This window comes from Arthrobacter sp. Ha26 (assembly GCF_059091705.1).
The window spans coordinates 357,446-376,763 of record NZ_JBNHGX010000001.1 but is presented as its reverse complement, the minus strand read 5'-3'; the positions used below and the strand labels follow the sequence as shown (position 1 = coordinate 376,763).

Annotated in this window: 17 protein-coding genes and 2 tRNA genes; 13 read left to right on the top strand and 6 right to left on the bottom strand. The window is 66.5% G+C overall.

Annotated features, from left to right (window positions below; translation table 11 throughout):
* Positions 1-30: 30 nt before the first annotated feature.
* Entirely contained in the window at positions 31-1,014 is a 984-nt protein-coding gene (locus AC5RVY_RS01765; protein WP_493952976.1) for a DNA-3-methyladenine glycosylase family protein, read from the bottom strand.
* A 227-nt stretch (positions 1,015-1,241) separates the two neighbouring features.
* On the opposite strand from AC5RVY_RS01765, the gene AC5RVY_RS01760 reads away from it, so the two are divergent.
* Positions 1,242-1,646, top strand: coding sequence for a VOC family protein (locus AC5RVY_RS01760; RefSeq protein ID WP_493952975.1), 405 nt, complete (start codon positions 1,242-1,244; stop codon positions 1,644-1,646).
* A 30-nt stretch (positions 1,647-1,676) separates the two neighbouring features.
* Here the strand turns inward: AC5RVY_RS01760 and AC5RVY_RS01755 are convergent, their stop codons facing one another.
* On the bottom strand, positions 1,677-2,810 hold the full coding sequence (locus AC5RVY_RS01755; RefSeq protein ID WP_493953678.1) for an ArsB/NhaD family transporter: 1,134 nt from the start codon (positions 2,808-2,810) through the stop codon (positions 1,677-1,679).
* 172 nt (positions 2,811-2,982) lie between these two features.
* Here AC5RVY_RS01755 and AC5RVY_RS01750 point away from each other — a divergent pair, with 172 nt between their 5' ends.
* The 5 genes from AC5RVY_RS01750 (at position 2,983) to AC5RVY_RS01730 (ending at position 8,377) form a co-directional block, all read left to right on the top strand.
* Positions 2,983-4,368, top strand: a complete 1,386-nt coding sequence (locus tag AC5RVY_RS01750; RefSeq protein WP_493952974.1) for a cystathionine beta-synthase — start codon at positions 2,983-2,985, stop codon at positions 4,366-4,368.
* A gap of 26 nt (positions 4,369-4,394) precedes the next feature.
* Positions 4,395-5,558 carry a cystathionine gamma-synthase gene (locus AC5RVY_RS01745; RefSeq protein ID WP_493952973.1) on the top strand — a complete coding sequence of 388 codons (1,164 nt, stop codon included), beginning with the start codon at positions 4,395-4,397 and terminating at the stop codon, positions 5,556-5,558.
* Between the two features lie 76 nt (positions 5,559-5,634).
* Positions 5,635-6,144, top strand: coding sequence for a winged helix-turn-helix transcriptional regulator (locus AC5RVY_RS01740; RefSeq protein ID WP_493952972.1), 510 nt, complete (start codon positions 5,635-5,637; stop codon positions 6,142-6,144).
* A 101-nt stretch (positions 6,145-6,245) separates the two neighbouring features.
* Positions 6,246-7,571 carry an MFS transporter gene (locus tag AC5RVY_RS01735; RefSeq protein ID WP_493953677.1) on the top strand — a complete coding sequence of 442 codons (1,326 nt, stop codon included), beginning with the start codon at positions 6,246-6,248 and terminating at the stop codon, positions 7,569-7,571.
* A 35-nt stretch (positions 7,572-7,606) separates the two neighbouring features.
* Positions 7,607-8,377, top strand: a complete 771-nt coding sequence (locus AC5RVY_RS01730) for an SDR family oxidoreductase (protein ID WP_493952971.1) — start codon at positions 7,607-7,609, stop codon at positions 8,375-8,377.
* A gap of 60 nt (positions 8,378-8,437) precedes the next feature.
* Here AC5RVY_RS01730 and AC5RVY_RS01725 read toward each other — a convergent pair whose 3' ends face one another.
* Genes AC5RVY_RS01725 through AC5RVY_RS01715 form a run of 3 tightly spaced genes read right to left on the bottom strand, consistent with a single transcriptional unit; the run spans position 8,438 to position 11,810 of the window.
* Complete coding sequence (locus tag AC5RVY_RS01725) at positions 8,438-9,976, bottom strand: APC family permease (RefSeq protein WP_493952970.1); 1,539 nt, start codon at positions 9,974-9,976, stop codon at positions 8,438-8,440.
* A complete protein-coding gene (locus tag AC5RVY_RS01720) occupies positions 9,973-11,184 on the bottom strand; it encodes a glutathionylspermidine synthase family protein (RefSeq protein WP_493952969.1) in 1,212 nt (403 codons plus the stop codon). Before AC5RVY_RS01720 ends, AC5RVY_RS01725 begins: the two co-directional genes overlap by 4 nt.
* A 2-nt stretch (positions 11,185-11,186) precedes the next feature.
* The gene (locus AC5RVY_RS01715) at positions 11,187-11,810 is read right to left on the bottom strand and encodes a Tat pathway signal protein (protein ID WP_493952968.1); all 624 of its coding nucleotides are present in this window, start codon (positions 11,808-11,810) and stop codon (positions 11,187-11,189) included.
* Positions 11,811-12,008: 198 nt separating this feature from the next.
* On the opposite strand from AC5RVY_RS01715, the gene AC5RVY_RS01710 reads away from it, so the two are divergent.
* The 7 genes from AC5RVY_RS01710 (at position 12,009) to AC5RVY_RS01680 (ending at position 18,043) form a co-directional block, all read left to right on the top strand.
* Positions 12,009-12,665 (top strand): MOSC domain-containing protein, encoded by a 657-nt coding sequence (locus tag AC5RVY_RS01710; RefSeq protein ID WP_493952967.1) that lies wholly within the window; start codon positions 12,009-12,011, stop codon positions 12,663-12,665.
* A 404-nt stretch (positions 12,666-13,069) separates the two neighbouring features.
* Entirely contained in the window at positions 13,070-15,208 is a 2,139-nt protein-coding gene (locus tag AC5RVY_RS01705) for a DEAD/DEAH box helicase (protein WP_493952966.1), read from the top strand.
* A 292-nt stretch (positions 15,209-15,500) separates the two neighbouring features.
* Positions 15,501-15,572 (top strand) — tRNA-Thr (locus tag AC5RVY_RS01700).
* Between the two features lie 61 nt (positions 15,573-15,633).
* Positions 15,634-15,707 (top strand) — tRNA-Met (locus AC5RVY_RS01695).
* Between the two features lie 172 nt (positions 15,708-15,879).
* Positions 15,880-16,698, top strand: coding sequence for a membrane protein insertase YidC (gene yidC, locus AC5RVY_RS01690; RefSeq protein ID WP_493952965.1), 819 nt, complete (start codon positions 15,880-15,882; stop codon positions 16,696-16,698).
* 48 nt (positions 16,699-16,746) lie between these two features.
* Entirely contained in the window at positions 16,747-17,304 is a 558-nt protein-coding gene (locus AC5RVY_RS01685) for a dihydrofolate reductase family protein (RefSeq protein ID WP_493952964.1), read from the top strand.
* An 82-nt stretch (positions 17,305-17,386) separates the two neighbouring features.
* Positions 17,387-18,043: an SDR family oxidoreductase gene (locus AC5RVY_RS01680; protein WP_493952963.1), complete on the top strand. Its 657-nt coding sequence runs from the start codon at positions 17,387-17,389 to the stop codon at positions 18,041-18,043.
* On the opposite strand, the gene AC5RVY_RS01675 is transcribed toward AC5RVY_RS01680, so the two are convergent.
* Positions 18,036-19,244 (bottom strand): ROK family protein, encoded by a 1,209-nt coding sequence (locus AC5RVY_RS01675; RefSeq protein ID WP_493952962.1) that lies wholly within the window; start codon positions 19,242-19,244, stop codon positions 18,036-18,038. The two genes, AC5RVY_RS01680 and AC5RVY_RS01675, sit on opposite strands and share 8 nt — an antisense overlap.
* Positions 19,245-19,318: the final 74 nt, after the last annotated feature.

The window sequence follows — 19,318 nt, the reverse complement described above, 5'->3', positions numbered from 1 at the left end:
CGCTTTCGCTCTGCCTAGGGTAAAGGGGGGTCAGTGCCGGCGATGGTCCTGGATGGTCATCCGGGGGCCGAACGTAGGTTTGCGGAAGCCTGTGGCTTGGATCATCCGGACCACGCGCTGCCGATGCCCAAGCCACGGTGCCAGCAGCCGGAGCATGCCGGCGTCGTCCGTCCGCCGGCCGGTCAGGGCAGCGCCCACGTAAGCGGCGAGGTGGTAGTCGCCCACTGAGATCGAATCCGGGCAGCCATGAGTGCGCTGAACTACCTCTGCGGCCGTCCAGATGCCGATGCCCGGGATGGTCTGCAATTTCGCCGCCGCCTCCAGGGCCGGCAGCGCTGCCAGACGTTCAAGCGCGACGGCGGAGCACAACGCGCGCATTACGGTTGCCGAGCGCTGCGGGCCCACGCCGGCCTTGTGCCACTCCCAGCTGGGGACTTGCGCCCACTGCGCTGCAGTGGGAGGCAGCATCAGGGTGCCAGGTGCCAGCAGCCCTGCCTGCGGGGCCGGTGAGCCGTAGCGGTGCACCAGGTAGCGGTAGGCCCGGCGGGCCTCGATCACCGTCACCTTCTGCTCCAGGATGATCGGCACGAGCTGGTCGATCATGCGTCCGGTCGAGGGCAGCCGGAGGGACAGGGTTCGCCGGCGCGCCTCGCGGACCATGCGCGGGAGCGTGGCATGGAACGCCGGCTCGTCAAAGGCACGCCAGTCGTCATGGGCCCCCAGGAGGCGCGGCACCGACGCTATTGCTGCGCCGGCACCGGGGCCCCAGGCCTGTGCGTCGATCCAGTGCTCCGTCTCCGGCGTACGGGCAGCGGTGAGCCGCACTGTAGCCGGGCCCTCCGTCGTGGTGAACGCATTCCAGATGACGCTTCCCTGAACACTGAAAGAAGGATCGCTGGTGCCACGCAGGAGCGGGCCGAGCGTGCGGGGAAGGTCGTAGGGGCCGCGCGGATACCACCGGAGCGAGGCATCCGCGGCGGACGCCAGCCGCGGTGGTGCCTCTGCAATCGTCATACCAGCCATCGTCCCATGCCGGGCTGACAATACGGCTGTCACCTCCCATGCCACGGATTTTTCCCGGATGTGCAGGCCCCGGGGCCGCAGACGACTGTATTTCTGGATGAAAATCCCGCTGATGCAGCGTTCCCCGGGGCCCTTAACCGGCAGGGGACGGAGGACTAGAATCCCACATGTGGCGCGGGGCGTCCGCGCCAAAACATCGGAAAGCCAGGAGAACCCAAATGGGCGGAGTAGTGCACTTCGAAATCCCCGCGGACGATCAGGACCGGGCCCGCAACTTCTACAAGGAAACCTTCGGCTGGCGGATTGACCCCATGCCGGAGATGAACTACAACACCGTCATCACCACACCCATGGATGACACAGGTCGGCCCACGGAGCCCGGAGCCATCAACGGCGGGATGATGGCCCGCGAAGGCGACTTGAAGAACCCCATCATCACCGTGGATGTTGAGGACATCGATACCACCCTGAAAACGGTGGAGCAGCTTGGCGGCGCCGTGGTGGCGCCCAAGAGCGAGATCCCGGGTATGGGCTCCTTCGCCTACTTCAAGGACTGCGAAGGCAACATCCTGGGGCTGTGGCAAAACCTTCCAGCCGGCCAGCAGGCGGAGACGGCCGGGTAGGAAAACGTCGGGCAGCCGGCAGGGCGCATGTCAGTGCATTCCTGATGTCACCCAAAGGCCTATGACGGCGCCGGGAACCGTAAGGCCAGCAGTCACCAACCCTGCCAGTCCAAAGCCGCTCCACCTGATGGAGACGTTGAGCGCCCGAAGCCTCTCGTGCCAAAGCAATGTGGCCAGCGACGCCCACGGGGTGACCAGGGGTCCCAGATTGACTCCGATGAGCAGGGCGGCCAGCCGCACCGGTGACCCCGCCACGGGCTCAAGGGCGAGATAGGCAGGCAAGTTGTTGGCGGCGTTGGCCGCCCCGGCGCCCAGCGCGGCCAGGTGCAGGAGGGCCGGCAGGCTTTCGCCCCGGCTGGCAGCGCCGGCCAGGAGCGAGGCCAACCCATTGGCGTGCAGCGCCTCCACCACCATGAACAGTCCAATGGTCAGCATCAGGGGGCGCCATGGAACCATTGACCACCGCAGAACGGAAGGACGCCGCCACAGGTAGACCAGCAGCAAAAGAGCTGCGGCCGCCATGGCCGGGTACTGCACCGGCACGCCTGACACCAGCGCGGGCAGCAGAACCACCAGGATGGCGGCAGCGAAGATCAGCAGGGGCCGGTCCGTTATGGCCTGCGCAAGCGGTGGCCGGTACCTGCCGCGCAGGTCCTTCCGGAATGCCAGCCACAGCAGGACAAGGGGAGCAACTACTCCCACCAGGGCCGGTGCCCAGACGGTCCGGGCGAAACCCAGGGGACTAAGTCCCATGGCGTCCTGTGCCAGCAGGTTGGTCAGGTTGGACACCGGGAGCAGGAGGGACGCGGTGTTGGCGAGCCAGATGGTGGTCAGCGCAAACGGCAGGGGCTGGATGCCGGCGTGGACTGCGAGGAGCACCACCACCGGTGTCACCAGCACGGCTGTGGTGTCGAGGGAGAGGAAGACCGTTGCAACGGTTGCCAGGGCCACCACCAGCAGCCACAGGAGGAACACGCTTCCGCGGCCCAGCTTGGCCACCCGGTCTGTCACCACCTGGAAAAGACCGGCGTCGTCAAGGAGTTCGGTCAGCAGGGACATTGCCAGCACGAAGGACAAAACGGGTATGGTGCGGTCCGCTAATTCAGCGAGCGCCTGCACCGGCAGTGTGCCGAGGATCAGTGTGGAAACGCCTGCGAGGAGCATCACTCCAGGGAGGAGGTAACTCCGGACTTTCTTCAACCACGCGAACCGCTGCACCGCCCAATGATGCCATTGGTTGCTGCCGGAATCCCATCAGTTACCCGGTGGACCCGCGAGGGGGCTGACCGCAGGACAGGTCATCGATTGCGCCGCCGGAAGCGGTAGCTTTGTATCCATGAAGTACGCCCAGTCCGTCCTGGACCTCATCGGCAATACCCCGCTCATCAAACTCAACCACGTGACGGAGGGCATCAAAGCCACTGTCCTGGTCAAACTGGAGTACGTGAACCCGGGCGGGTCCATCAAGGACCGCATCGCGGCCCAAATGATTGAGGATGCCGAACGGGACGGCAAGCTGCAGCCCGGCGGCACCATCATCGAACCCACCTCCGGAAACACCGGCGTCGGACTGGCACTCGTAGCGCAGCAAAAAGGCTACAAATGCATCTTCGTGGTCCCGGACAAGGTGGGCGAGGACAAACGCGCCGTGCTGCAGGCCTACGGCGCCGAAGTAGTGGTGACACCCACGGCCGTGCCGCCGGACAGCCCCCAAAGCTACTACGGCGTCTCGGACCGGCTGGTCCGCGAAACGCCCGGCGCGTACAAGCCGGACCAGTTCTCCAACCCTGCCGCTCCGGCCAGCCACTACCAGACCACCGGCCCCGAGATCTGGCGGGATACGGACGGCCTGGTCACGCACTGCGTGATCGGCGCCGGCACCGGCGGCACCATCACCGGCACCGGCAGGTACCTCAAGGAAGTGTCGGCAGGCAGGCAGGAGTCCGACGGCGGCCCGGTCCGGATCATCGGCGCCGACCCCGAAGGTTCGGTCTACTCCGGCGGGACCGGGCGTCCGTACTTCGTGGAGGGCGTGGGCGAGGACATGTGGCCGGCCAACTACGACAAGTCCGTCCCGGACCAGGTGATCGCCGTCAGCGACGCTGACTCGTTCGCCATGACCCGCCGCCTGGCCCGCGAAGAGGGACTGCTGGTAGGCGGCTCCTCGGGAATGGCTGTGGTGGCTGCGCTGCAGGCGGCGCGGGACCTGCCGGAGAGCGCCGTCGTCGTCGTGATCCTGCCCGACTCCGGCCGTGGCTACCTGGCCAAAATCTTCAACGACCAGTGGATGCGCTCCTACGGGTTCCTCTCCGGCGGCGAGGAAACGTCCGTGGGCGAGGTGATCAAGTCCAAGAACGGCGAACTGCCGGACCTGGTGCACATCCACCCGAACGAGTCCGTCCGCGACGTCATCAACATCATGAATGAGTTCGGCGTCAGCCATATCCCGGTCCTCTCGCAGGAGCCGCCGGTAGTGATGGGGGAGGTGCTGGGCGCGGTGGACGAACGCACCCTCACCGCCAAGCTTTTCCGCGGTGAGGCGAGGTTGACGGACAAGATCTCCGAACATATGGGTCCCAAGCTTCCCGTCATCGGATCGCTGGAAACCATCTCCGCTGCCAGGGAACTGCTTTCGGACGTGGACACCGTGATGGTGACGTTCGTCGGTGCCCCGGTGGGCATCCTCACCCGGCACGACCTCCTGGCCTACCTCAGCAACTGAACGCTTCCCCCACATTAAGGAGCATCATGTCCGCCTCTGAAAACCAGGGTTTCAACACCCGCGCTGTCCACGCCGGCCAGGCCTTTGAACCCCGCACTGGTGCCGTGGTTCCGCCGCTGCACTTCAGCTCCACCTACGCCCAGGACGGCATCGGCGGGCTGCGCGACGGCTATGAGTACGGCCGCGGCGGCAACCCCACCCGAGACGCCCTGCAGGAACAGCTCGCCGCGCTGGAGCTCGGCACCCACGCCTACAGCTTCAGTTCGGGCCTGGCGGCCGAGGACTCGCTCATCCGGGCACTGACCCGCCCCGGCGACCACATTGTGCTGGGCAATGACGCCTACGGCGGCACCTACCGGCTCATCAGCCGGGTGCTGGGCGGCTGGGGCATCGGCAATACTCCGGTGGACATGGCCGACCTCGACGCCGTTGCCAAGGCCGTGGCCGCCAACAAGACCCGCTTCGTGTGGGTGGAAACCCCCTCCAACCCGCTCATGAAGATCACGGATATCGCCGCGCTCGCAGAGATAGCGCACGACGCCGGCGCCCTCCTGGTAGTCGACAACACCTTCGCGTCCCCCTACCTCCAGACACCGCTCGCCCTGGGTGCCGACGTGGTGGTCCACTCCACCACCAAATACATTGGCGGGCATTCGGACGTGGTGGGCGGCGCCGTGGTGGTCAAGGACGCTGAGCTCGCCGAGAAGATCGGCTTCGTCCAGTTCGCCGTGGGCGCGGTCTCGGGTCCCATGGACGCCTTCCTCACCACCCGCGGCCTCAAGACGCTCGGGGTGCGGATGGACCGGCACAGCCTCAATGGCCAGGCCGTGGCGGAATGGCTCCTGGAGCGCCCCGAAGTGGAGGCCGTGCTGTACCCGGGCCTGCCCTCCCACCCGGGCCACGAGCTGGCCAGGAAGCAGATGCGCAGCTTCGGCGGGATGGTTTCCGTGCAGTTCAAAGGCGGTGAAGCCGCGGCCCGGAAGGTGGCCGAATCAACCTCGGTGTTCACCCTGGCCGAATCCCTGGGCGGCATCGAGTCGCTGATGAACTACCCGTCCGAGATGACGCATGCCTCCGTTAAGGGAACTGAGCTTGCTGTTCCGGTGAACCTGCTTCGCCTTTCCTGCGGCATCGAGGACGTTGAGGACCTGGTGGCGGACCTGGAGAACGCCTTTACCTCGATCCCGTAGTGGTCTGAAGGGCGGGTTGCAGGGGCCGGAACAGGGAGCTCTGGCTTTCTTGAAAGAAGTCAGCTAGGGTGCGGACATGGCACTTCGATCTGACTGGTCCCGGCGCAACTGCAGCATGGCCCGTGGCCTGGATATCCTCGGTGACCCCTGGACTGTCCTGGTGCTCCGGGAGGTCTTCTTCGGCAACGGCCGCTTCGATGCGATGAAGTCCACGCTGGAGGTGGCCGACTCCGTGCTCACCAAGCGGCTGGCGCGCCTCGTGGAGTCGGGGCTGCTGACCAAAAGGGCGTACGACGACGGGGGCCGCACCAGGAGCGAGTACGTGCTCACTGCGACAGGCGAGGACGCCCTCCCGGTGCTGAACGCCGTGACCATCTGGGCGGAAAAGCACCTCCCGGCACCGACCGAGCAGGCACACATGTACGTCATCCACAACGTCTGCGGCGGGCGCACCAGCTCCGCGGATACCTGTACTGAGTGCGGTGAGCGGTTGACCGCGGCCACCACGAGCTGGCACAGCCAGACCAGGACAACTTCGCCGGTGGAACTTGCCACCGCAGCGTCCCCGAAGGGAGCAGCCGCGTGAGCGCTGAGGACACCGTCAACGGAACCGCCACAGGCACAGCCCCGGACGTCAGTCCGGGCCACGGCGGCACAGCCGGCAGCGCAGCCCCCGCCGTCGGCGGCTTGCCCGGAATCCTGCCGCCACGCAGGCGGCTGCACCCAGCATGGATCGTCGCCGCTGTCGCCTTCCTGGCCCTGGTGGGTGCGGCCGGATTCCGGGCCGCGCCCGGCGTCCTGATGGTCCCGCTGCAGGAGGAGTTTGGCTGGTCCACCACCGTGCTGTCCGCGGCTGTCAGCATCAACCTGGTGCTGTTCGGGCTGACGGCGCCGTTCGCGGCCGCCCTGATGGAACGGTTCGGCATCCGCGCGGTGACGGCGACGGCGCTGGTGCTGATCGGCACCGGCAGTGCGCTCACAGTACTGGTGAACCAGTCGTGGCAGATCCTGCTGACCTGGGGCCTGCTGATCGGGCTGGGTACGGGTTCCATGGCCCTGGTGTTCGCGGCCACCATCGCCAATACCTGGTTTGTTAAGGACCGTGGGCTCGTGATCGGCATCCTCACCGCCGGGAGCGCAGCGGGCCAGTTGGTCTTCCTCCCGTTCATCGCCATGCTCGCGCAGGATCCGGGCTGGCGGCAGGCCTCGCTGCTCATCGCGGCAGGCGCCTTGGCGGTGGTCCCGCTGGTACTGAAATTCCTCAAGAACTCGCCGGCGGACGCCGGGGTGCTGCCCTATGGAACAGAATCACCAAGCGCGGGAACACCGCCCCAGGCACCGACACAGGCGCCGGCCGCGGCCGGCGGCCCCCGCACCAACGCCGCCGTCAGGGCCCTGCAGGTGCTCCGGCGGGCCAGCCGGGTCCGCACATTCTGGGCCCTCGTGGCCGGCTTCGCGATCTGCGGTGCCACTACCAACGGGCTGATCGGCACCCACTTCATCCCCTCCGCCCACGACCACGGGATGCCGGAAACCACCGCCGCCGGGCTGCTCGCCGTCGTCGGGATCTTTGACATCGCGGGGACCATCGCCTCCGGCTGGCTGACCGACCGCTTCAACCCCCGCATCCTGCTGGCCGTGTACTACCAGTTCCGGGGCATCGGCCTGCTGGTGCTTCCACTGCTCCTGAGCGCCGAAGTGCAGCCCAGCATGATCGTCTTCGTGGTGATCTACGGTTTGGACTGGGTGGCCACCGTCCCGCCCACGGCCGCCATCTGCCGCGAAACCTTCGGCGCGGACGGCAGCGTGGTCTTCGGCTGGGTCTTCGCCGCCCACCAGCTGGGCGCTGCCGCAGCCGCACTGGCCGCCGGTGCCATCCGGGACTCGACCGGCCAGTACACCTACGCCTGGTTCGGAGCCGCGGCCATGTGCACCATCGCCGCGGTCATCAGCGCCACCATCCGCCGGCACTCCGGCTCCCGGGAACCTTCCCCCGCCGGAGCAGCCGCGTAGTCCGCTGGCAGCAACGGCGCCATTACGCTGGTGCCATGGAAATCCCACCCAAAGCCCCCGTCCGCAATGTCGCCCTCATCACCGGCGCAGGCCGCCTTGCCTCCATCGGCGCCGGGATCGCCCGGCAGTTGGCGGCTGAAGGCTGGGACCTGGTCCTGGCGTACTGGCAGGACTACGATGCCCGGATGCCCTGGGGAAGCGAGCCGGACGACGTCGTCCGTCTAACTGCCGAACTCGAGGCGATCGGCGCCCAGGTGTATACCCTGCCCGCGGACCTGGAGGACCCGGCCGCTGCGGAGCAGTTGCTGGCCGACGCCGTCAGGGTGGCCGGGCCGCTGCAGGGCATGGTGCTCAGCCACGCTGAGTCCGTTGATTCCGGAATCCTGGACACCAGCCTGGAATCGTTCGAGCGGCACTTCGCTGTCAATACCCGGGCAAGCTGGCAGCTGATCGCCGCCTTCGCCACGCAGGCAACGGATGACGGCGGCGCGATCGTGGCGCTGACCAGTGACCACACAGCGTTCAACCTTCCCTACGGCGCCTCCAAGGGGGCGCTGGACAGGATCGTGATCGCTGCCGCCCGGGAGCTGGGCCCGCTGCGCATCTCGGCCAACGTCCTCAACCCCGGGCCGGTGGACACCGGCTGGATGAATGACGACGTGAGGGACGCTGTGCTGGCCCGCCAGCCCACCGGCCGCCTGGGCACCCCTGCCGATGTCGCCGGTACTGTGGCGTTCCTGCTCTCACCTGCTGGCCGCTGGGTCTCCGGCCAGCTGATCAAGGCCGACGGCGGCTTCTCGGCTTAACACCCCTAGTAGGTAGCGCGAAGTGTCGTTCTGACCCCTCACAACGACACCTCGCGCCACCTACTTGGGGGAGGGGGTGCTGTGTTGCGCGGCCGCGGCCTTGCCCGTGAAGTAATCGCGGGTCGCAGGGAGGAACCGGCAGAGAACCGCCAGCACCACGCCCAGGGCCAGCAGCACCACCCCGCTGACGAACGCACCGCCCACGCCGAAGATCCGGGTATCGCCGTACGCCGGGTCCCACATCTGTATGGCGGAGATGAAGAAGGCGGCCGTCAGCAGCAGCGCGCCGATAAGGGGCAGGATGCCCCGGAACCACAGGTTGCGCGCCGACTGCCGCAGGGTGTTCCGGAAGAACCAGAAGCACGCAAAACCGGTGAGGGCGTAATAGAAGGCGATGAACAGGCTGATGGCGCTGATGGAGTCAGACAACAGGTTTTCGCTGAGGAAACTCATGGCAACGTAGTAGGCAATCGCCGCGCCGCCCATCACCTGGGTGGAAAACCCGGGGGTCTGGTTCTTCGGGTGCACCTCGCCGAACCTGGCGGGCAGGGCGCCGTGGACCCCCATGGACAGGGTGCCGCGGGCGGTGGGGAGGATGGTGGTCTGGGTGGAGGACAGGACCGAAGCCAAAACCGCGACGACGATCAGCCAGCCCCATGGTCCCAGCACCAGGTCCTTCATGGCCACAAAAACATCGTCCTGGTTCGCCTCGTTGCCAAGGCCGATCCCTTCGGTCCCCACGGTGGCGTACATCATCACCAGGAGGGCAACGGACACATAGATGGCCACCAGGACAAAGGCGGAAATCACGGCTCCGCGGCCAGGGGTGGTGGAGGGGTTTTCGGTTTCCTCGTTGACCGCCAGGCAGGTATCCCAGCCCCAGTAGATAAAGAGGGCCAGCAGTGCGCCGTGCACCACGGCTCCTGGGTCGGCGAAGGCGCCGGCGGGGTTGAACCACTCAAAGTCGAAGGCCTGGATTGTGGTGTCGCCGCTCGCCGAACCCCGGATGATCCCCACCACGATCGCCAGGGCAAAGATGCCCAGCGATACGTACTGGACGTAGGTCAGGACCCGCTGCACGTGCTCGCCGAGCCGGATGCCCCGGTAATTGACCAGCGTCATCACAGCGATGAACAGCACGCCCGTCGCGGTCACCAGAACCTTGTTTTCAGCCAGCGAGCCGTCACCCACCAGCAGCCACACGTACTGGCCGGCAACCTGTGCGAGGTTGGCCAGGACAATGATGCCGGCCAGCGCAACACCCCAGCCGCCCAGCCACCCGGCCCACGGCCCGAAGGCCCGCCGGGACCAGGTGAACGTGGTGCCGCAGTCCGGGATGGCACTGTTCAGTTCCCGGAAGGCATAGGCAATGAACAGCACCGGGATGAAGCCCAGCAGCAGGATCAGCGGCGTGTAGTCCCCGTTCACCGCCACGATCAGGCCCAGGGTGGCGGCCAGCGAATAGACCGGGGCGGTGGATGCCAGGCCCAGCATGACGGAGTCGCCGAGGTCCAGGATCCCGGCGCGGAGCCCTTTGGCGGGGACGCCGGCGCCGGGCGCTCCGCCCGGGCCTCCCGCCGTCGTGGTTTCTGTGCTCATAGTGCGATACCTGCTTTGCTGGAATTGGCCGCGGCAGAGAGCGGGGCCGGGGCGTCAATAGTGTTGGGCACGAATCTGCAGAAGTAGTCGGTGACCGGGCCGTCCGATTCGCGGATGCCGCAACCGACGGACTCGCCGTCCACCACCCAGATGCCCAGGACGGGATGGTTGCCGTCGAAGTCAGGCAGGGGCTGGTACTGCTGGTAGCACCAGCCTTCACGGCCGTACCCGCCGGGCTGTTCAAGGTTGATGCCCTGGGCATGGATCCGGATGTTGTCGCCTTCGCGGCCGTGCAGCGGCTTGGCCACCCACTCCTTCAGCGGCCCCGGCTCGTTCAGGTATGCCGGGAGCAGGTTGGGATGCCCGGGGTACAGGTGCCACAGTGCGGCCAGGAGTGCTTTGTTGGAGAGCAGCATCTTCCAGGCCGGCTCCACCCAGCGCGGGTTGTGGGCGCGCTCCAGCAGGCGGTGCCCGAACGGCTCCTTCATCATCAGCTCCCACGGGTACAGCTTGAAGATGGTGCTGATCATAAAGTTGTCCAGGTCCACAAAGCGGTTCAGGTTGGGGTCCCAGCCGATGTCGGACATGTTGATGCCGATGGTGGTCCACCCTGCCTGGCTGGCGACGTCCCGCATGTAGCCGGCGGTCATCCAGTCCTCGCCGGACTCCTCCACTTCGGAGTGCGCCACGTGCAGGGTGCTCATTCCGGTGCGGAACTGGAATTTCTTCCACTGGCGGATCAACGCCTCGTGGATGCCGTTCCACTGGTCCTTCTCCGGGAAGACGTCCTGGAGCCAGAACCACTGGGCAACGGCCGCCTCGATCAGGCCCGTGGGCGTGTCCGCGTTGTACTCCAGCATCTTTGCCGGGCCGCCCTGGCCGTCGTAGATGAAATCGAACCGGCCGTAGACATCCACGTCCCCGGCCTGCAGCGATTCCGCCGCCAGTTCCAGGGCCTGCGGGCCAATGCCGATATGCCCCATGGCCCCGGTGGCCAGGAAGCGTGCGGCCTCCAGGCACATTTTGTGCATCTCTTCGGCGGCCACCTCAAGGGTTTCCACCTCGTCCATGGTGAATTCGTAGTACGCGGACTCGTTCCAGTATTCGATCCTGCGGCCGTCGTCCATGGTGGTGGTGGAGAAGACCAGGCCCTGTTCTTCGATCTTCTGCTTCCACCCGGGCCTGGGCTGGCTCAACTTCCGCTTCACGCCTAACCCCCCGAGACCTTGCCGCCGCCGCCGCTGGTTCCGCTTTTGGCGCTGGTGCCGAAACCGCCGCGGCTCACAGTGCCGCCCTGGCTGCTGTATCCGGTGGACGCCTTGGCGCCGCTGGGCACCGTCCTGGTGTAATTGGGCGCGGTGGAGCGGTTCTGGCCAATGGGTGGGACGTACGCGCCGCGGGAGAAGAAGTACCAGGCGAAGATGCCGCCGCCCCTCCCTGCCGAACTGTCGCAGTTCCTGTCCTCCACGCGCTCGCCGGTTTCGTCGTTGAAGCACACTTGCGCGTATTCGGGGTCGTCCTGGTTAGTTGCCACGACGGCGGTGATGGTGCCGGCGAGCAGGGCCGTGACACCGAGCCCCACCACCACGGTCCGCCGCTGGGAGCGCTTCTTCCGTGCCGCTGCCTCGTTCAGCTGTTTCTCGCGGTCCCGGGCGAACGGATCCACCGGGGTGACGGGCTGGTCCAGGAGTTCGGGATGCAGTTCCGGCTTGGGGACCTGCCATGGGGGAGGGTTGGGCGTGCCGCCGTCGCCGGCCGGTTTGCCGCCGTTCGCACCCGTGGCTTTGCCGCCGTCGCCCGGCGGCTGCTGCTCCGGATCCTTGCTCGGGTCCATGGCGTCCCCCTCAGTTGTCCACATGAATTGGGCACAGCGCTGCACCCCCAATTGCAATCCTCAAATCAGCGTAATCCCTGCCGGCCCCGGCTGAGCCCACTGGCTCGCAATAAACGCCGTGGAACGGCCCTTTGACAGCGGCGAAATGCGGGTTACCGGGTGGAGGGACCGGTCCGCCTGCACCCCTACACTGGTGCCATGGAAACCGCCTCAGTGCTTGCCGTCTGCAGTGTCCACCAGCTTCTACCTGACACTTCCACCGTGGGAGTAACAGCCATCGACAAGCGGCCGGTGGAAGGGCCGGTGAAGGTGCACAAGCTGGGCCTCCAGGGGGACATCCAAGCCAACCGCGTCCACCACGGCGGGCCGGACCAGGCACTCTATGCCTACTCCCAGGCGGACGCGGATTACTGGGCAGGCGAACTCCAACGCGACCTGCCGCCGGGAATCTTCGGCGAAAACCTTCGCCTGTCCGGCCTCGACGCCACCAACGCCGTCATTGGGGAGCGGTGGAAAATTGGCCTGGACGTGGAGGTTCAGGTCACCTCCCCGCGCACGCCCTGCGCCACCTTCCAGCGCCGGATGGGGGAGCCGCAGTTCGTCAAGCGGTTTACCGGGGAAGGCAGGGTGGGCGCCTACCTCCGGGTGCTGCGGGTCGGCACCATCCGGGCCGGCGACCACGTCCACAGGCTGTACGTCCCGAAGCACGGGGTCACAGTGGGCAAGTGGTTCAGTGAACCGGACCTTGAATCCATGGAAGCGTTGAAAGATGCCGATGCCGAGGGCCAGATCCGCCTGCAGCAGCCGGAGTTCAGGAAGAAGTTCGAGGCGCTGGAACGGCAGCTTGCCCGGTAGGGGCGCTGCCGGGGAGCGCCCATGACGGGGATGTGCGTAAGCTCACTGCCCGCCGTCGTACGCTCAATTACCGTTGTGGCAGGTGCGTGCCCTACACTTGAAACATCCCCCACTCCGGAAATCCCTTATTCCTGCCCAATTTTTGAGGCAGGACTGGCAAGTGTTGGGGCCCGCAACTGTGATGCGGGCATTTTCATAGGGAGAGCCGGCTAAAGAAAACGCTGTACAGACTGCTGGGATAGCAGCCAAGAGATGCAGCGCGAAGTCCTGCCACGGGATTGCGAAAGCGCCGGACTTCTGTGACCGGCCGGTCAACGTTTGCCCGGCACCACGGCACACGTACTGCGGCTCCGCTCACCTCGGGTAGTGCCGCCTGGCCCCCTATGGATGAGGAATATTCCCCTATGCCCGAAAATCAAAACGAAACCACTTTCGAAGCGGCAACTGCCGACACCGCCGCCGTCGAATTCACCGAGGCCGTTGTTCCCGCAGCAGAGCCCGCCGCCGAAGCTTCCGTAGACGCTCCGGCCACTCCCGCAGCCGAGACTCCTGCTCCGGCAGCAGAAACTCCGGCTGCGCCCGCAGCCAAGGCTGAGGACTCCGACGAGGACGGCGTCCGCTTCGCTGACCTCGGCATCGACGGCCGTGTCCTGGCCGCCCTGCAGGATGTTGGCTACGAGAAGCCGTCACCCATCCAGGCAGCCACCATCCCGCTGCTGCTCGAAGGCCGCGACGTGGTTGGCCTCGCCCAGACCGGCACCGGTAAGACTGCAGCATTCGCAGTACCGGCACTGTCCCGCCTGGCCGAACTGCACGACCTCAACGGCCCGTCCCGCAAGACCCAGGCCCTGGTGCTGGCGCCCACCCGCGAGCTGGCGCTCCAGGTTGCCGAGGCCTTCACCTCGTACGCCAAGCACATCGATGACTTCACCGTCCTCCCCGTCTACGGCGGCTCCGCCTACGGCCCCCAGCTTGCAGGCCTGCGCCGCGGCGCCCAGGTGGTTGTGGGTACCCCCGGCCGCGTGATCGACCACATCTCCAAGGGCTCCCTGGACCTGTCCGAGCTCCAGTACCTGGTGCTGGACGAGGCTGACGAGATGCTGCGCATGGGCTTCGCCGAGGACGTGGAGCAGATCTTCCAGCAGACTCCGTCTGACCGCCAGGTTGCGCTGTTCTCCGCCACCATGCCCAGCCAGATCCGCCGCATGTCCAAGCAGTACCTGAACAACCCGGCCGAGATCTCCGTCAAGTCCAAGACCACCACCGGCGCCAACACCCGCCAGCGGTACCTGCAGGTGATGGGCCCGCACAAGCTGGACGCGCTGACCCGCATCCTCGAGGTTGAAGAGTTCGACGGCGTTATCGCCTTCGTGCGCACCAAGATGGCCACCGAGGACCTGGCTGACAAGCTGAAGGCGCGGGGCTTCCAGGCCGCCGCCATTAACGGCGACATCCCGCAGCAGCAGCGCGAACGCACCGTCGACGCCCTCAAGGAAGGCCGCATCGACATCCTTGTGGCCACCGACGTCGCGGCCCGTGGCCTTGACGTGGAGCGCATCAGCCACGTGGTCAACTACGACATCCCGCACGACACAGAGTCCTACGTCCACCGCATTGGCCGCACCGGCCGTGCAGGCCGTTCCGGCGACGCCATCCTGTTCATGACGCCGCGGGAGAAGTACCTGCTGCGTTCCATCGAGAAGGCCACCCGCCAGCCGGTGGAGCAGATGCACCTGCCCACGGCCGAGACCGTCAACACGCTGCGCCTGGGCAAGTTCGCCGAGCGCATCACCGAGACCCTCGAGTCCGAGGACGTCTCCGCGTTCCGCGACCTCATCGCCTCCTATGAGGAAGAGCACAACGTTCCCGCTGCGGAGATCGCTGCCGCCCTTGCCGTGATGGCGCAGGGCGGACAGCCGCTGCTGGTCAAGGAACTGCCTGCAGCTCCCGAGTTCCAGAAGCGCGAGCGGTCCAAGGACGGCTTCGGCTCCCGCGGGCCTACCCGCACCCTGACCGAGGGCAACGCCACCTACCGGATCGCCGTGGGACGCCGCCAGCGCGTGATGCCCGGCTCCATTGTGGGTGCGATCGCCAACGAGGGCGGCATTTCCTCGGCCCAGATCGGCGGCATCGACATCCGCTCGGACCACTCCCTCGTGGAGCTGCCGGCAGACCTGAGCCCGGAGCAGCTGCGTGCACTGTCCCGCACCCGGATCGGCGGCGAGCTGATCCACCTTGAGCTGGACAACGGCCGCAAGCCCTCCGGCGAGCGTGGCGCGTACCAGGGCAACCGCGGCGGCGACCGTGGCGGCAACTTCAAGGGCAGCGGCGGGTTCAAGAAGGAATTCCGGAAGACGGACGGCGAGCGCAGCTCCGCAGACCGTGGCGGCCGCTCGTACTCCGAGCGTTCCTTTGGTGACAGCGGCGCCAGCCGTGGCCAGTCCAGCGACTCCCGCTTCGGCGGCCACGGCGATGGCTCCCGCAAGCCCCGCAGCGGCGGCGACGGCGGTCACCGCGACTTCAACCGCAAGGGCAAGTGGTAAACCTCCCGTAGGTTAGTGCTTTCCTGATGGGCCGGCTTTCGAGCCGGCCCATCAGCCTTTAACCCCTGAAAGAAGCAGGCGCATGTGGGACTCGACACACCGCGCTCACAGTGACGCGGCAAAACCTGTCATAGACCTCATCTCTGTGGGCGCCGGCCTATCCCTGCATCCCAACAATGGCGCGGAAATCGGGCCCGGCAACCGGCGGAAGTGCAAGTGTTGCACGGCTGCCTGACCGGCCCGGGAGCCGATTTGTTGGTGGTGAAATCTTCCGGTAGAGTATTTACTCGTTGCCCCCCTAGCTCAGTGGTAGAGCGCGTTCTTGGTAAGAACGAGGTCACCGGATCGATTCCGGTGGGGGGCTCTGGATGAGGGCCTGTGTCAAGGCGGTTTTGACCGGCTTGGCGCAGGTTTTTCTCATTCGTGGCGGTGTAGCTCAGTTGGTTAGAGCGCACGACTCATAATCGTGAGGTCGGGAGATCGAGCCTCCCCACCGCTACAGGCTAAGCCCCCGGAATCCCCGAGATTCCGGGGGCTTTCCTGTTGTGTGGCGGTGGCCCGGCAACGCTCCATCACCTCCCGCAGCACATCCGGAAACGTTCCATCACTTCCTGCGTGACAAGCTTCCCGTTTCGCCGTAGCTTTGCGGCATCCGATGGAGGGGGAAACGTGTGGGCTTTCTAGACGAAATCATGATTCCGTTCAGGTGGCTCGTCTCCGTGATCATGGTGGGCTTCCACGAAGGACTGGGAGCCGTCGGGATGCCGGCGGCCAGCGGCTGGACGTGGACGCTGTCCATCATCGGCCTGGTGCTCGTCATCCGTGCCGCCCTGATCCCGGTGTTCCTCCAGCAGGTGAAGGCCCAGCGCCGGATGCGGCTGCTGCAGCCGGACCTGATGAAGCTGCAGGAGAAGTATCAGGGGCGGACCGACGCTGTTTCCCGGCAGGCGATGGCCCAGGAGCAGATGGCCCTGTATAAACAACATGGGACCAATCCCTTCTCGGCGTGCCTGCCGCTGCTGATTCAGGTGCCGTTCTTCCTGGCGCTGTTCCAGGTCCTCTCCGGCATCAACACCCTGGCCCGGCAAGGGGTGGGGATAGGTGCCATGAGCCGTGACCAGGTGGTGCAGTTTGACCAATCCGCCATCTTCGGCGCACCGCTCACAGCCTCGGTCCTGCATGGCGGCGGCGACCAGTCCGCCGTCGTGGTGCTGACCGTCCTGATGATCCTTGCGATGATCGCCGCACAGTTCATCACCCAGAAGCTGATCTTCGCCCGGAACGCATCAGGGGGCGTCCCGGAAACCCCCTTTATGCGGCAGCAGAAGATCCTGCTCTACAGCCTGCCGCTCGTGTTTGGCCTGGGCGGCGTCTTTTTCCCCATCGGCGTCCTGGTCTACTGGACGGTCACGAATATCTGGACCCTGGCCCAGCAGTTCGCCGTCCGGGAACGGCCGCCTGCCGGCAGTATCAGGCCGGATTCCGCTTAGGGAGCTCCTGCCCTTACGCAATCCCCGCTGCACCGGCAGAATGGGCGGATGGGCCAGCTCATCTACTCCGGCATCACCTCCTTGGACGGCTACGTCGCTGACAGTGAGGGCAACTTCGACTGGAGTGCGCCGGATGAGGAGGTCCACGCTTTCGTGAACGATGTGGAGCGCGACGCCGGCACGTACCTTCTTGGGCGGCGCATGTACGAGGTGATGAAGGTGTGGGAGTCCTGGGATACCAGCGATGAACCTGCCGTCATCCAGGACTACGCCCGGATCTGGCATGGCGCCGAAAAAGTGGTCTACTCCTCCTCGCTCGCCGCCCCATCCACGGCCCGCACCAGGATCGAGCGGACATTCGACCCCGGGACGGTCCGGGCGCTGAAGGAGGGCAGCGACAAGAACATCAGCATCGGCGGCGCCACCCTGGCTGAAGCGGCGCTCCGTGCCGGGCTGGTGGACGAATGCCAGATCTTCCTCAACCCGGTAGCCGTAGGCGGCGGCCTGCGGTTCCTGCCCGACGGGCTGAACCTGCGGCTCGATCTCCTCGACCAGCGCAGGTTCAGCAACGGCGTGGTGTACCTCCGCTACCGCTGCCTCAGCTGATTGAGCTCCTGATCCCACTGGCCCCGCGCGGCCCCTGCCGCCCGGGTGTGGCATCTGTGCGGCGGGGGAGCAGAATGGGGCCATGACCCGAATCGCAATCATCGGCGGCCACGGCAAAGTGGCCCTGCACCTGTCCACCATGCTCACGGAAGAAGGCCACGCCGTCACCTCGTTCATCCGCAACCCGGACCACGCCGCCGATGTCGCGGCAACGGGTGCCACGCCGTCGGTCCTCGACGTGGAGAACTCGACGACGATGGCCCTCGCCGAGGCCCTGCGGGGCCACGATGCGGTGGTTTGGTCCGCCGGGGCAGGGGGCGGAAATCCGGAGCGGACCTACGCGGTGGACCGGGACGCTGCCATCCGCTCCATGGATGCCGCAGCCCAGGCGGCAGTCAACCGCTACGTGATGGTCTCCTATCTGGGCGCCCGCAAGGACCACGGGGTGCCGGAGGACCAGGCCTTCTTTGCCTACGCCGAGGCCAAAGCCGCCGCTGACGAATACCTCCGGGGAACCGGCCTCGCCTGGACCATCCTCGGCCCGGGGGCACTGACGGACAAGCCAGGCAGCGGCATGATCACTGTGGACCCGGATCCAGCGGGGGACCGGGCAACGTCGCGCAGCAACACGGCCATCGTGGCGGCCGCTGTACTGGACCTGCCGGAGACTGCCGGCAGGACTATCGAGTTCTGCGACGGTTCACTGCCGGTTGCGGCGGCACTCGACTCGCTCAGCTGACAGTTTCCGCCAGCTCCAGGTCCAGGGAGTGCCTCTCCACGTAGTCCAGGGCGGCGCGGACGGCACCCACCGTAACCATCGAGTCGCCCAGCGGTGAGACTGCAACCCGCGGGGGTGTGGCGGTGAGATCCACCAACTGCCGGGCGATCGGTTCCAGGAGCACCCCCGCGGAGTTGGCTACCGCACCGCCGATCACCACCAGCTCCGGGTTGAGCAACGTGGACACGGCACCAATGATGCGGGCCATCCTGTCCGCCAAGCGCTCCAGAATCTGCAGCGCCACTTCATCGCCGTCCGCGGCGGCGGCAAACACATGCTCGGCTTCGGCTCCGCCCTCGCGCGCATGGGCACGCAGGGATGTTTCGGCTTTCCCGGCGAGCGCCTCGGCGGCCCACGTCCTGGCAAGGCTGGCGATGCCGTACGTGTCGCCCACGCCCTCGACATGTTCAAGGAACGCCAGCTCGCCGGCGCCGCCGCGGCTGCCGTGGAGCAGCCGGCCGCCGTCGATCACTCCTGCGCCGAAGCGTTCGCTGGCGAGGATCACCACAACGTCGTCAATTCCCGTGGCGGCGCCCTGCCAGCGCTCGCCCAAGGCGGCAAGGTTCGCGTCGTTTTCCAGCAGCACCGTCCAGCCGCGCCGGTCCCGCAGCGCCGCCTTCAGGCCGACGTCGAACAACCCCCAGAAGTGCTGGGCCGCCAGCACGTCCCCGTTGCGGTCCACCGGGGCAGCGATGCCGGCGCAGGCGGCGAGAACCGAACGGGGGAAGGCGCCTGCCTGGTCCAGCGCCATGAGGGCCGTGCGGTCAATAACAGACACGCGTTCCTCGGCGGAAATCTCCGCTTCCGCGAACGGCTGGCTGGACCGGCCCAGGGGCTGTCCGCGAAGGTCCGACACCACCACTGTGGCCTTGGAGACGCCCACGTCCATGCCCAGCACGTAACCGGCGCGCTCGTTGAGCTCGAACCGCCTGGCCGGACGCCCCTTCTGGTACCCGCCGAACGCCCGCTGGTTTTCCAGTTCCCGGATCCAGCCCCGCTCCTTGAGGTCCTCACACACGGCGATGGCGGTAGCCCGGGTCAGCCCGGTGGCCTCCATGACCTCCGTGACCGTAACCACCGCGGCGGAGCGCATGAATTCCAGCACCGCGCCGGCGCTGACCCTGCGCAGCAGCTGAGGGGTGGCGGCGGAGGTTTCAGCCATGCTGTTGACCTTTCTGTACATCACGCCGGATAATGCTTGAGCAACTAAATTTAGATTCAAAATAAATATAGTCG